General features: G+C 59.8%; 14 protein-coding genes. 1 reads left to right on the top strand and 13 read right to left on the bottom strand.

Annotation, left to right across the window (positions count from 1 at the left end; translation table 11 throughout):
- Positions 1–105: 105 nt before the first annotated feature.
- From pdxJ to rpoE, 11 genes are all read right to left on the bottom strand, one after another.
- Positions 106–852: a pyridoxine 5'-phosphate synthase gene (gene pdxJ, locus ACYAR8_RS15765; RefSeq protein WP_108122243.1), complete on the bottom strand. Its 747-nt coding sequence runs from the start codon at positions 850–852 to the stop codon at positions 106–108.
- A gap of 89 nt (positions 853–941) precedes the next feature.
- A complete protein-coding gene (gene recO / locus ACYAR8_RS15760; protein WP_463580383.1) occupies positions 942–1,631 on the bottom strand; it encodes a DNA repair protein RecO in 690 nt (229 codons plus the stop codon).
- Positions 1,632–1,797: 166 nt separating this feature from the next.
- Positions 1,798–2,700: a GTPase Era gene (era, locus tag ACYAR8_RS15755; RefSeq protein ID WP_108122248.1), complete on the bottom strand. Its 903-nt coding sequence runs from the start codon at positions 2,698–2,700 to the stop codon at positions 1,798–1,800.
- Positions 2,693–3,382, bottom strand: coding sequence for a ribonuclease III (gene rnc / locus ACYAR8_RS15750; protein ID WP_074888853.1), 690 nt, complete (start codon positions 3,380–3,382; stop codon positions 2,693–2,695). The genes era and rnc overlap by 8 nt, the downstream gene beginning before the upstream one ends.
- The gene (locus tag ACYAR8_RS15745) at positions 3,379–3,756 is read right to left on the bottom strand and encodes a DUF4845 domain-containing protein (RefSeq protein WP_074888850.1); all 378 of its coding nucleotides are present in this window, start codon (positions 3,754–3,756) and stop codon (positions 3,379–3,381) included. Before ACYAR8_RS15745 ends, rnc begins: the two co-directional genes overlap by 4 nt.
- Positions 3,757–3,856: 100 nt before the next feature.
- Positions 3,857–4,711 (bottom strand): signal peptidase I, encoded by an 855-nt coding sequence (gene lepB, locus ACYAR8_RS15740; RefSeq protein WP_074888847.1) that lies wholly within the window; start codon positions 4,709–4,711, stop codon positions 3,857–3,859.
- A 9-nt stretch (positions 4,712–4,720) separates the two neighbouring features.
- Positions 4,721–6,517 (bottom strand): translation elongation factor 4, encoded by a 1,797-nt coding sequence (lepA, locus tag ACYAR8_RS15735; RefSeq protein WP_074888844.1) that lies wholly within the window; start codon positions 6,515–6,517, stop codon positions 4,721–4,723.
- Positions 6,518–6,688: 171 nt separating this feature from the next.
- A complete protein-coding gene (locus tag ACYAR8_RS15730; RefSeq protein WP_074888842.1) occupies positions 6,689–8,125 on the bottom strand; it encodes a DegQ family serine endoprotease in 1,437 nt (478 codons plus the stop codon).
- A 292-nt stretch (positions 8,126–8,417) separates the two neighbouring features.
- Positions 8,418–9,380, bottom strand: a complete 963-nt coding sequence (locus ACYAR8_RS15725; protein ID WP_463580382.1) for a MucB/RseB C-terminal domain-containing protein — start codon at positions 9,378–9,380, stop codon at positions 8,418–8,420.
- Positions 9,381–9,388: 8 nt separating this feature from the next.
- Complete coding sequence (locus ACYAR8_RS15720) at positions 9,389–9,976, bottom strand: sigma-E factor negative regulatory protein (RefSeq protein ID WP_463580381.1); 588 nt, start codon at positions 9,974–9,976, stop codon at positions 9,389–9,391.
- 33 nt (positions 9,977–10,009) lie between these two features.
- Positions 10,010–10,591 carry an RNA polymerase sigma factor RpoE gene (gene rpoE / locus ACYAR8_RS15715; RefSeq protein ID WP_037014368.1) on the bottom strand — a complete coding sequence of 194 codons (582 nt, stop codon included), beginning with the start codon at positions 10,589–10,591 and terminating at the stop codon, positions 10,010–10,012.
- 495 nt (positions 10,592–11,086) lie between these two features.
- Between rpoE and nadB the strand changes: the two genes are divergently transcribed.
- Entirely contained in the window at positions 11,087–12,703 is a 1,617-nt protein-coding gene (gene nadB, locus ACYAR8_RS15710) for an L-aspartate oxidase (protein WP_463580380.1), read from the top strand.
- Here nadB and ACYAR8_RS15705 read toward each other — a convergent pair.
- Together ACYAR8_RS15705 and ACYAR8_RS15700 are read right to left on the bottom strand one after the other, a co-directional pair.
- Entirely contained in the window at positions 12,672–13,139 is a 468-nt protein-coding gene (locus tag ACYAR8_RS15705; protein ID WP_463580379.1) for a protein YgfX, read from the bottom strand. The genes nadB and ACYAR8_RS15705 overlap by 32 nt on opposite strands.
- The gene (locus ACYAR8_RS15700) at positions 13,123–13,377 is read right to left on the bottom strand and encodes an FAD assembly factor SdhE (RefSeq protein ID WP_065992433.1); all 255 of its coding nucleotides are present in this window, start codon (positions 13,375–13,377) and stop codon (positions 13,123–13,125) included. The genes ACYAR8_RS15705 and ACYAR8_RS15700 overlap by 17 nt, the downstream gene beginning before the upstream one ends.
- Between the last annotated feature and the right edge of the window lie 8 nt (positions 13,378–13,385).

Raw genomic sequence — 13,385 nt, 5'->3', positions numbered from 1 at the left:
GCCGGCCGGCCGGGCCCGCGCCCCCTCTTGAACGCACTCCCACACCACCCCCACCCCCCCCCCCCCCCCCCCGCCCCCCCCCCCCCCGCTCCTACACGTATCGCGTCAAGCCTTCGCTGCTGCCGCCAGAATCAACGCCTTCATCTCTGATACCGCCGACTTGAAACCGACAAACAGAGCGTGGGCCACCAGCGCGTGGCCGATGTTCAATTCGTTGATGCCCTTGATCGCGGCGACGGCTTCAACGTTGTGATAGTGCAAGCCATGGCCGGCGTTGACGATCAGGCCCTGGGCCAGCCCAAAAGCGACGCCATCGGCAATACGCTTGAGCTCTTCGGCCACTTCCGCCGGGGTTTCGGCATCGGCATAACGGCCCGTATGCAGTTCGATGGCCGGCGCGCCGACCCGGGCCGACGCCGCAATCTGACGCTCATCGGCGTCGATGAACAACGACACTTCGCTGCCGATGGCCGACAACCGCTCGACCGCCGCCTTGATGCGCGCTTCCTGACCGGCCACATCCAGCCCGCCCTCGGTGGTCAGTTCCTGCCGGGTTTCCGGCACCAGGCAAATGTGCGCAGGCCGGATGCGCTCGGCGAATGCCATCATCGCTTCGGTGACGCCCATCTCGAAATTCATGCGCGTTTGCAGCACGTCTTTCAGCAGCAACACATCGCGTTCCTGAATGTGCCGGCGGTCCTCACGCAAATGCACGGTGATGCCGTCGGCACCAGCTTCCTCGGCATCCAGCGCTGCCTTGACCGGATCGGGATAGCGCGTCCCTCGGGCCTGCCGCAGGGTAGCAACGTGGTCGATGTTCACGCCGAGCAGAATGCGGGTGCTATGGGTCACGGGGTTCTCCTGATAACTGAAGCGGTGCCAGCCAGTAGCGGCTGATTGCGCAAGCGAGGAAGGATTTTCTAGGTTTGCGCCGCAGGACGCTAGAGTTTGCGAAACAATTCACGGCTGACCAGCGGGCGCCCGCCCAGATGCACGGCAAGCGCCTGGCGCATCAGACGCTTGGCCGCCGACAGTGCGCCCGGCGAAGTCCAGTCCGCTTCAGACATCGCCTGCAATTCGGCACCTTGAAACAAGCCCGGCTGAAACAGATAAACCCGCTCAAGGCCTGCGTCCACCTGAAGCCGGTACATGCCGTCGCTGGCCAGTGGATCGCCGTTGACGTCTGCGTCCAGCGCAAAGCCGTAACCGAGATCGTCCAGCAGCCGCCACTCGAACGAGCGCAGCAATGGCTCCAGCGCGCGTCCTTCGGCCAATGCAACGAGCGTCGCGGCGTAATGTTCGAAGACCCCAGGGTGCGGGTCTTCGGCGGGCAACAGGCGAATCAGCAGTTCGTTGAGATAAAGACCGCTGAACAGCGCCTCGCCTTCCAGCCATGCGGCGATCCCTGCGCCTTCCATCCGCCCCACGTTCTTCAACTCGCCCCGCCCGCGAAACTCGACTTCCAGCGGCACGAACGGCCGCGCCATCGTCCCCGCCTTACCCCGAGCGCTGCGCAACACCGCACGCAAGCGACCCTGCGGCGTGATGAAATCGACCAACGCGCTGTTTTCGCGGTACGCACGGCTGTGCAGTACATAGGCGCGCTGACCGACGGGAGGGGTCTGTGACATGACTATCTCGATGAAAGAACGCGGCGGAACGGGCAATCTGAAACGACTGTGGGAGTGAGGTTGCCTGCGAACAGGCGATCCCACCCAACATCAAATGCTGAATGTCACATCCTCTTCGCGAGCAAGCTCGCTCCCACAAGTGTTCGGTACGACCAGACGGCTCAGATTACAAGTCGCCGTAACCCAGCGAACGCAACGCACGCTCGTCATCGGACCAGCCGCCTTTGACCTTGACCCACAGATTCAGCATGACCTTGGAATCGAACAGCACTTCCATGTCGCGGCGCGCGTCCGAGCCGATGCGCTTGATGCGCTCGCCCTTGTCGCCAATGATGATTTTCTTCTGCCCGTCACGCTCGACCAGAATCAGCGCATGGATATGCAGTGTCTTGCCCTGTTGCTTGAATTGCTCGATCTCGACGGTGATCTGATACGGCAACTCGGCACCAAGCTGACGCATGATCTTCTCACGCACCAGCTCTGCCGCGAGAAAGCGGCTGCTGCGGTCGGTGATCTGATCTTCCGGGAAGAAGTGCTCATTCTCCGGCAGATGGTCGGCGATGACCTTTTCCAGCGCTTCCAGGTTGTGGCCCTGCTGCGCCGAGATCGGGATGATCTGGGCGTTCGGCAGTTGCTCCTGCAGCCAGGACAAATGCGGCATCAGCGCGCCCTTGTCTTCGATACGGTCGGTCTTGTTCAACGCCACGATCAGCGGGCCGGTCACGTACTGGACGCGCTCGAGGACCATCTGGTCCTCTTCGGTCCACTTGGTGCGGTCGACCACGAAAATCACCACGTCGACGTCTTTCAACGCTGCCGAGGCGGTCTTGTTCATGTAGCGGTTAAGCGCTTTGTCGCTGTTCTTGTGCATGCCGGGCGTATCGACATAGACCGCCTGCACGGCGCCCTCGGTCTTGATGCCGAGCATGTTGTGCCGCGTGGTCTGCGGCTTGCGCGAGGTGATCGCCAGTTTCTGGCCGAGGATGTGGTTCAGCAGCGTCGACTTGCCCACGTTTGGCCGGCCAACGATGGCAACATAGCCACAGCGTGTTGCAGGTGAATCAGTCATTGCCATTCTCCACACCCAGGGCGATAAGGGCTGCGGCCGCTGCTACCTGTTCGGCAATGCGACGGCTGACGCCTTGTCCCCGGCTTTTTTCATTCAATAAAGAGATCTCGCATTCGACGAAGAAGATTCGGCAATGCGGCTCGCCCTGGATATCCACCACTTCATAGCGCGGCAGTTCACAGGCGCGTGACTGAAGGAATTCCTGCAGCCGTGTTTTCGGGTCTTTGTTGGTATCGACCAGCGTCAGGGTCTCGAACTCGCTGGCGAGCCAGGCGAGCACGCGATCCCTTGCCATGTCCATCCCGGCATCGAGGTAGATCGCGCCGATCAGGGCTTCCAGCGCGTCAGCCAGAATCGACTCACGGCGAAAGCCGCCGCTCTTCAGCTCGCCCGAGCCCAGGCGCAGGTACTCGCCCAGATCGAAACCGCGGGCCAGAAGGGCAAGGGTCTCGCCTTTCACCAGACGGGCGCGCAGACGGGACAACTGACCTTCACGCGCCTGCGGGAAACGCTCGAACAGGGCCTCGCCAGCGACGAAGTTGAGAATGGCATCACCGAGGAACTCCAGACGCTCGTTGTTGCGTCCGGCAAAGCTGCGGTGGGTCAGGGCCAGGATCATCAGTTCCTGATCCTTGAAGGTATAGCCGAGCTGACGCTCAAGGCGACTCAATGAAACGCTCACGGTTTACCCACGCTGAATTCGTGGTCGAACTTGACCACCAGATCGATGTTCTGGATCAGTGACTCACGTTTTTCGTAGTTCAAATGGGCGAGGAACCTGTTGTTCTCCGTCGTCACAGTTAACGCCTTGTTCAAATCCAAATCCCGAATGTTATTAACCTGCATGCCTTTGGCCACGTAGGCGTAAAGGTCACCGGCGTTGGTGATGTCTGCCGTGCGATCAGTGCCGGCACTTTCGATGATTTTCTTCATCGACAGGTAGTCCATGTAGTGCGGCACGATCTTGGCGGCAGCGCTTCCGACGAAAGCAAGAACCGCCAGCAGCACCAGCCAGCCGATGAACGAGAGGCCTTTTTGCGGACCGGCAGACGTCATGATTGCTTTCAAGAGTAGCCCTTCCCTGTCACCTGCGAGATCGGCCACGCAACATGGCCCTGAATGACATACGGCGCTGCCAGTGGCAGCGCCGCATCGATTACTTGATCAGACCGACTCGCGAGAAGTTCGGAAAGTGGCTGAGTTTGGGCTCAGGCCAGCTCATCCAGACTGCAAAGGCTTTGCCGACGATGTTTTTGTCGGGGACCATGCCCAGCTCGTCCTTGGGAATATTGGGGTCATCCCAGTAACGGCTGTCGTTCGAGTTGTCGCGGTTGTCGCCCATCATGAAGTAATGCGCGGCCGGAACGGTCCATTCATGATCAGGCGGCGCGCGGTAGCGGCTCATTTCCTGACGGATCTGGTGTTCCACCTCGCCCAGCTTCTCGTTGTAGAGCTCTGCGCTGCCCAGCGTGCCCGGCTCCGAACCGATCAACTGCTTGGCCACCAACTGACCATTGATGAACAACTGCTTGTCGTTGGTGTAGCGAATCACATCCCCTGGCAGGCCGACGACGCGTTTGATGTAGTTGACGTTGGGGTCGCTTGGGTAGCGGAACACCATCACGTCGCCACGCTGCGGGTCGCCGACCGGGATGACCTTGAGGTCGATCACCGGCAGGCGGATGCCGTACGAGAACTTGTTGACCAGAATGAAATCGCCCACGTCCAGCGTTGGCTTCATCGAGCCCGACGGGATCTGAAACGGCTCAACCAGAAACGAGCGCAGGACCAGAACGATGAACAGCACCGGAAAGAACGATTTGCCGTATTCGACAAGAAACGGCTCCTTGTTCAACCGCTCCACGACCGCGACATCAGGCTGGCTCACGCTGCCCTGATAGTTCGCTATCGCGTTGCGGCGACGCGGCGCCAATATGATCAGATCGAACAGGGCCAGCAAACCGCAGACAAACACGGCGACGACCAGCAACAGCGGGAAATTTAGTGACATAGGGCCTGACTATTCCAACCTGAGCACTGCAAGGAAGGCTTCTTGTGGAATTTCCACGTTGCCGACCTGCTTCATGCGTTTCTTACCGGCCTTCTGCTTCTCGAGCAGCTTGCGCTTACGGCTGACGTCGCCACCGTAACATTTGGCCAGTACGTTCTTTCTGAGCGCCTTGACGGTTGTACGCGCGATAATCTGGCCGCCAATGGCGGCCTGGATTGCCACGTCGAACATCTGACGAGGAATCAGTTCTTTCATCTTTTCAGTCAACGCGCGGCCTTTGTAGGCGGCGTTGTCACGGTGCACGATCAGCGCCAGAGCGTCGACCTTGTCGCCGTTGATCATCACGTCCAGGCGAACCAGATTGGCCGACTGATAACGATCGAAGTGGTAGTCCAGCGAGGCATAACCACGGCTGGTCGACTTCAGACGGTCGAAGAAATCCAGAACCACTTCGTTCATCGGCAAATCGTAGGTCACTTGCACCTGCGAACCGAGGAACAGCATATCGTGCTGGATGCCACGCTTCTCGATACACAGCGTAATGACGTTGCCCAGGTGCTCTTGAGGCACAAGGATATTTGCCCGCACGATCGGTTCGCGCATGTCCTCGATGGTGGACAGGTCTGGCAATTTCGACGGGTTGTCGACGTAAATGGTTTCACCGGTCTTCAGCAGCAGCTCGAAGATTACCGTCGGCGCAGTGGTGATCAGGTCCAGGTCGTACTCGCGCTCGAGGCGCTCCTGGATGATCTCCATGTGCAGCATGCCGAGGAAGCCGCAGCGGAAGCCGAAGCCCAGCGCGTCGGAGCTTTCCGGCAGATATTGCAGGGATGAGTCATTCAGCGTCAGCTTCTGCAGGGCGTCGCGGAAGTCCTCGAAGTCATCGGAGCTGACCGGGAACAGACCGGCGTAGACCTGCGGCTGGATACGCTTGAAGCCGGGCAGCACCGGGACGTCCGGCGTGGTGCTCAGGGTCAGGGTGTCGCCCACGGGCGCACCATGAATGTCCTTGATGCCGGCGATGATGAAGCCCACTTCACCGGCTTTCAGATCAGCGGTGGCGCTGTGCTTGGGGTTGAACACGCCCACGCTGTCGACCAGGTGCATCTTGCCGGTCGACTTGACCAGAATCTTGTCGCCTTTCTTGACGCGGCCGTGACGCACACGCACCAGGGAAACAACGCCCAGATAGTTGTCGAACCACGAATCGATGATCAGCGCTTGCAGCGGATCTTCGATGTTGCCGGTCGGCGCGGGGATGGTGTGGACCAGACGCTCGAGCACTTCGTCGACGCCCAGGCCGGTCTTGGCGCTACAGGCCACGGCGTCGGTGGCATCGATGCCGATGATCTTTTCGATCTCTTCCTTGACCCGGTCCGGATCGGCCTGGGGCAGGTCGATCTTGTTCAGGACCGGCATGACTTCCAGGCCCTGTTCGATAGCGGTGTAGCAGTTGGCGACGGATTGGGCTTCAACGCCCTGGCCGGCATCCACCACCAGCAACGCACCTTCACACGCTGCCAGCGAGCGGCTGACTTCGTAGGTGAAGTCAACGTGCCCGGGGGTATCAATGAAGTTGAGCTGGTAGGTGATCCCGTCCTTCGCCTTGTAATAAAGCGTGACGCTGTGGGCTTTGATCGTAATCCCGCGCTCACGCTCCAGGTCCATGGAATCCAGCACCTGAGCTTCCATCTCGCGCTCGGTCAGGCCGCCGCACATCTGGATGAACCGGTCAGCCAGCGTCGACTTGCCATGGTCAATGTGGGCGATGATGGAGAAATTGCGGATATGACTCAAATCACTCACGGATCAACACTCGAAAAAGGTCGCAGGCAGACTGCCCGCCAAAAATAGCCGGGAATTGTACCTGAAGGAACGATCAGGCGTCACGTTCACGCACAGGCCATGCCCGCCATGCAGCGCCAGGGCACAAAAAAAGGAGCGGTCTGACCGCTCCTTTTTGCTGTTCCCGACGGGTTATTCCGCCAGTTTGAACGTGATGAACGTCGCACGGCCCTGACGCAGAACGCGCATGGAGACAGAGCGGTTCTTCGGCAGGCCCTTGGCTACTTCAGTGAACTGCTTGGACGACGTGATGGCCTGGTTATTCAAGTGAGTGATGACATCACCCGCCTGCAAACCGATCAGGGAAGCAGGACCCTCCTGAACTTCCTTGATAACGACGCCGCCCTTCAGGTCCAGCGACTTCATCTGCTCAGCGGTCAGATCGACCACCGACACGCCCAGGCGGTTGCTGCTGCGCTCGACTCCGGTGTCGGCCGCGCCCATCTCTTCGCCTTCGGCCGGCAATGCACCCACGGTCACGGTGAGCTTCTGACGCTTGCCGTCACGAATCACTTCGAGCTCGGCCTTGCTGCCATCCTTCAGATTACCGATCAGGTGTGGCAAATCTGCGGACATCACGATCGGCGTGCCATTGGCGCTCAGGATCACGTCGCCGACCTGCAGACCACCTTTGGCGGCCGGTCCGTCTTCGAGTACTTGAGCCACCAGCGCACCGGCCGGCTTGTCCAGACCGAAGGACTCGGCCAGGTCTTTGTTCACTTCCTGAATCACGACACCCAGCCAGCCACGATTGACCTTGCCGCTGGCCTTGAGCTGGTTGGCAACGTCCATCGCCACGTCGATGGGGATCGCGAACGACAGGCCCATGAAACCACCGGAACGGGTGAATATCTGCGAGTTGATCCCCACCACTTCGCCCGCCATGTTGAACAGCGGCCCACCCGAGTTACCCGGGTTGATCGCCACGTCGGTCTGAATGAACGGCACGTACGTGTCATTCGGCAGACTGCGGCCCTTGGCACTGACGATGCCTTTGGTCACCGAGTGATCGAAGCCGAACGGCGAGCCGATCGCCAGCACCCACTCACCGACCTTCAGTTTGTCGGAGTTACCCAGCTTGACGGTAGGAAGATCCTTGCCATCGATCTTCAGCACCGCGACGTCGGTACGTGGATCCGTGCCGATCAGCTTGGCCTTCATCTCGCTGCGATCTGAAAGACGCACGAGAATCTCGTCAGCGCCATCGATCACGTGATTGTTGGTCAGGATGAAGCCGTCAGCGGAAATGATGAAGCCCGAGCCCAATGACTGAGCCTCACGCTGACGATCGCCCTTGCCGCCTCCCGGCGCACGGGATCCTGGCGGCGTGCTGCGCTCGAGGAATTCGCGAAGCATCGGCGGCAGGCCTTCCATGTCAGGCATCTGACCCTGGGCAACCGAGCGATCCGGCAACTTCTGACGCGTGCTGATGTTGACGACTGCAGGGGAAGCCTGCTCCACCAGAGAGGTGAAGTCCGGCAAGGCTTCGGCCTGAGCAGTGACGACCTGTCCAAGCATCAGCACAGCGGCCATCCAGGCCAGGTAAGGTTTCAAACGTGGTATCGACATATGGCTCCCGTTTACAACGAGCATGGTTAAGCGGTACGAGCCCGCAGGCTCGCGAAGCATCTGTGCGTCGCGGTTTCCAGCGACGCCTGTATCTGCTCCAGTTTCCTGGACCCTGAAACAACAAAGGCCACAGCTGCGAAGCTGTGACCTATAGAAAAAAACACATCCGATTGCAACCGACAAAGCGCACTAAACATTTCAGCAGTACCAGTGAAGCCCATATTTACAGGCTTGTGAACGTGAAACGGCCAAATGAAACCTTTTTCATGGTGACCATCACCGGCGTGCAGAATCAGTTTTTGCTCGTGGACGCAGCGTCATCTCGCATCGACAACGCGATGCGCTCGGCCGTACCGATCGGGATCTCGCCGACCACGGTTACCATTGCATCACCCTTCTGCGTTGTTACGCGGCGGGAGACAGCAACGGTCGGGCCCAATTGGGTACGAATGTCCGTGACAGCTGCGCCGGTGACTGGCTCGACGAACACCGAGAAACGGGCGAGACCATCGTCATACATCAGGCTCGTCACCAGGCTCTTGGAATCCGGGTCCTTGCGGGCGGCAGCACTGCTCAGATCAAAACCAGGAGGCAGCCAGTCAGAGCGCCATGCAACCTTCTGCCTGGGCGCATCAACCTTGGACTTGACCACTTCGACCGGCTTGCAGTCGGCACCTGGCGACAGCATCTGATCGGTCAGAGGCTGCGAGGTATTGAGATCAGTGAACTGAAAACGCTCGAGCAACTGGCCCTTGTCGCTGAGCAACAAAGACTTCAGCGGCAAGCCGGTTTCATTGTCGAGGTGAAGTTCGATGCCGTAACGGTGCTGATCACGAGGCGTGAGTGTCACGACATTGGCCAGGCGTCCGGCCACACGTGACGTACCTGCCGACTTGATGTCATACCAGGATGACAACCTGGCGGCATCGAAGGCTCGCGCCGGAGAATCGGGGACGCTGGACACGCCCTCCTCGAGGGTACCGCTGACGCACTGGGTAACCCCATCAACGCGCAGTACTTCCTGAGGAGAGCCATCCAGTTGAAGAAGATGCTCCCGAACCTTGCCGTCGGTAACGCGCTGCCAGATTCGGTGGGTAGAGAAGCTACCGTTACGCTCGTAGACGAATGTGCCGGTATAGCTTTGTTGCTGCTCTGCCTGCGCAAGACGCTTCAGATTGTCTTGCGCATCATCGGCATGAGCTGGAAGGACCAGCCATCCACCAAGCAGAATCGGCAATAGAGGGATGGCGCGCATGATCCTCCTTAACGGTTTTCCAGGCTTGCAGCACGAGCATATGGCAGAGCGCCTTCAGCGCCTTTCATTGCAGCTTGCTGTGCATGCTGACGAAGGTAACCTGGCAGACGCTGGTCATGCCAGCCAGCCTGGTTCTGCAGCACACCGCTCGCCATCGGACCCGGGGACTGCTCGCCCTCGGTGTAGCCTGCCAACACTGCCGGGCCTTTCGCCTGCGGCATTGCAACGGTGGCCGGCTGAGATTGCTGAGCCAGTTGCGCCCCTGCAATTTCGTCCTGATTGTACAAACGCACGCCAGCCAGAACGGCCACAGTCACCGAGGCGGCTACCGCCAGACGACCCATTGTGCGCCAAGGGCCACGGCCGGCCTTGACCGGGCTGACTTCATCGGCGATCCCGGCAGCAACGGCAGCCGAAATATCCAGATGAGGCATCAATAGTTCTTTATGCATCGCTGCACGGGCAATCTGATAACGGGACCAGGTGGCGCGTGTATCAGCATCTTCAATGGCGCTAAGCACGCGACGCAGTTCCAGTTCGTCCGCTTCGTTATCCATCACCGCGGACAGCGATTCCTGCAGGGCTTCACGACTCATGGCGGTTCCTCTCTTGTGGCTATCGCCGCTGTCTCAGGTTTCCTGCAACAGAGGTTGCAAGGCTTTGTCGATGGCTTCCCGAGCGCGAAAAATGCGAGAGCGCACGGTACCAACCGGACATTGCATGACACTGGCAATGTCTTCGTAACTCAGACCGTCGAACTCACGCAAAGTTAAAGCTGTACGCAAATCTTCTGGCAGTAGCTGAATGGTTCGATGGACAGTTCCCTCGATCTCATCCCGCAGCAATGCCCGTTCTGGCGACTCGATGTCCTTGAGGCCGTGATCGCCATCATAGAACTCCGCGTCTTCCGATCTGACATCGCTATCCGGCGGCCGCCGACCTCGCGACACCAGATAGTTCTTCGCCGTGTTGATGGCGATACGGTACAGCCACGTATAAAACGCACTGTCACCGCGGAAGTTACCAAGCGCGCGGTAGGCTTTGATAAACGCCTCTTGCGCAACATCCTGGGCTTCGTGGGTGTCGTGAACGAATCTCACGATCAACCCAAGAATCTTGTGCTGATATTTCACCACTAGCAGATCAAATGCTCGCTTGTCGCCGCGTTGTACACGCTCAACCAGCTGCTGATCTTCTTCCTGGGTTAGCATGAACACTCCTCATAAAGCTTAAAGGAGCATCGCATCGGCTCTTTCGCAGGCTTGCAAACATAGACTCGGGCTTTAAGCAAAAGTTCTCCCCCCTTCAAGCAAGTTTCCGGCGGGCGTCTGCTGCCCGCACAGAAAACGCCGCTCGAACCAGGTCGGCTGCGTAAATAATCTTGTCGTCAAAAGCGTTCGTACCGGCTGAAAACTGCCAATGCACAACGTCGACGCTGTTCCTTTATGGGCAACCCACTATTGAACGTACAGGTTCGTGAAAAGTTCCCGCCGTTCATTATTGGACGTAAGACACATGCCCCGTCAGTTGTAGGACTCAATCCATATGAAGCTGTAGGAAAGATCGCGTCCATCAAACGGGGTGCGGGACATTGCGGGTTGGCGCACACTCCGCTCCCACTGTGATTCACCGTCGCCATAAAGCGCGGACATTGTGCCGTTCCGCACTTGCTTATACTAGTGGCCATTTAGACGCCGGTACCTGAGATGAGTCAGCATTTCCAGCACGACGTATTGGTAATAGGGTCCGGCGCAGCCGGTTTGAGTCTTGCACTGACATTGCCCGGGCATTTGCGCGTGGCGGTCCTCAGCAAAGGTGATCTGGCGAACGGTTCGACGTTCTGGGCCCAGGGCGGTGTCGCGGCGGTGCTGGATGACACCGACACCATACAGTCCCACGTGGAAGACACCCTCAACGCGGGCGGCGGCCTGTGCAATGAGGACGCAGTCCGGTTTACCGTCGAGCACAGCCGCGAGGCCATTCAGTGGCTGATCGACCTTGGCGTGCCCTTTACCCGGGATGACCCGTCGACCGTCGTGGACGGCGGTTTCGAGTTTCACCTCACCCGCGAAGGGGGGCACAGCCACCGCCGGATCATTCACGCCGCCGACGCCACCGGTGCTGCAATCTTCCGCACCTTGCTGGCGCAGGCCAGCGCACGCCCCAATATCGAATTACTGGAACAGCGCGTGGCGGTCGATCTCATCACCGAGCCCCGGCTGGGGCTCGATGGGCAGCGCTGCCTGGGCGCTTACGTGCTGGATCGTTCGACGGGAGAGGTCGACACCCACAGCGCGCGCTTCACCATTCTGGCGTCCGGCGGCGCGGCGAAGGTCTACCTGTACACCAGCAACCCCGACGGCGCTTGCGGCGACGGCATCGCGATGGCCTGGCGTTCGGGCTGCCGCGTGGGCAATCTTGAGTTCAACCAGTTCCACCCTACCTGCCTCTATCACCCGCAAGCCAAGAGCTTTCTGATTACCGAAGCCCTGCGCGGCGAAGGCGCTCACCTGAAGCTGCCCAATGGCGAGCGCTTCATGCAGCGTTTTGACCCACGGGCCGAGCTGGCGCCACGCGACATCGTTGCCCGCGCCATTGACCACGAGATGAAACGCCTGGGCGCCGACTGCGTGTTTCTGGACATCAGCCACCAGTCCGAAGAGTTCATCAAGAGCCACTTCCCGACGGTGTACGAGCGCTGCCTCACGTTCGGCATCGACATCACGCGTCAGCCGATCCCCGTGGTTCCGGCGGCGCACTACACCTGTGGCGGTGTCCTGGTTGACCAACAGGGCCGCACCGATGTGCCCGGGCTGTACGCAATCGGCGAGACCAGCTTCACCGGCCTGCACGGCGCCAACCGCATGGCCAGCAACTCGCTGCTGGAATGCTTTGTGTACGCCCGCTCCGCCGCGGCAGACATCGTTACCCAGCTCGATCACGTCCCGCAGCCGCAGAACCTGCCGGCATGGGATGCGACTCAGGTAACCGATTCCGACGAGGACGTGATCATCGCCCACAACTGGGATGAGCTGCGTCGGTTCATGTGGGACTACGTGGGCATCGTGCGCACCAACAAGCGACTGCAGCGCGCCCGGCATCGGGTGCGGCTGTTGCTGGACGAGATCGACGAGTTCTACAGTAACTACAAGGTCAGCCGGGATCTGATCGAGTTACGCAACCTGGCCCAGGTGGCAGAGCTGATGATTGCTTCGGCGATGGCGCGCAAAGAAAGCCGCGGGCTTCACTACACGCTGGATTACCCGGATATGCTGCCCGAAGCGCTGGACACTATTCTGGTGCCGCCCACCTTTGCCGGCTGAATTTCAGGCGCAAACGCAGGCGTCGGTGGCTATCCGGCGCCATGGCGTCTGCCGGGATGCACAGGCTTCGCACCCACCAGCGGCTCAGCCAATGGCCCGTCACCGCCCTGAAACGCAGCACAACCATGTGCGGCAGCGCCAGGCTGTCCGGGCGTAGCTGCACCGGCTGCCAGCCGCCCTCTTCGCTCCACAACGCCCAGCCGCTGCTGTCCCGCCTCAGCCCGGCAGGAGACTGCGGCCGATCGAGCAGAATGCACATCCGAAGACTGCGTGATGCGTGCAAGGCGCACAGCAAAAGGACGATGGCCTTTGCCCACAGGGGAATTGAAAGGAGGACTGTCGACGCCAGCGCAAGAACTTGCGCCACGAGGTATGCCGTCAGCAGCGCACGGGAGGGCCGCCAACGGCATTCAAAACGATCACTTCGGCTGGACACGGTCCAGGATCATCCGAACCATGCGCTGCAGCTCCGGATCTTCGGATTCCGCGCGCTGCATGAACCAGCCGAACATGTCCTGATCTTCACAGGTCAGCAAGCGCACGTAGAGGTCGCGATCGACCTGGTTGAGCGTCGGGTAGACTTCTTTGACGAACGGCACCAGCAATACGTCCAGCTCGAGCATGCCGCGACGGCTGTGCCAAAAGAGGCGATTGAGTTCAACATCTTCGACCATGGAGTGCT

The organism is Pseudomonas sp. HP_01 (genome assembly GCF_055284355.1).
Note: the sequence above shows the minus strand (reverse complement) of the source record. Positions and strands in the feature narration are given on the sequence as shown.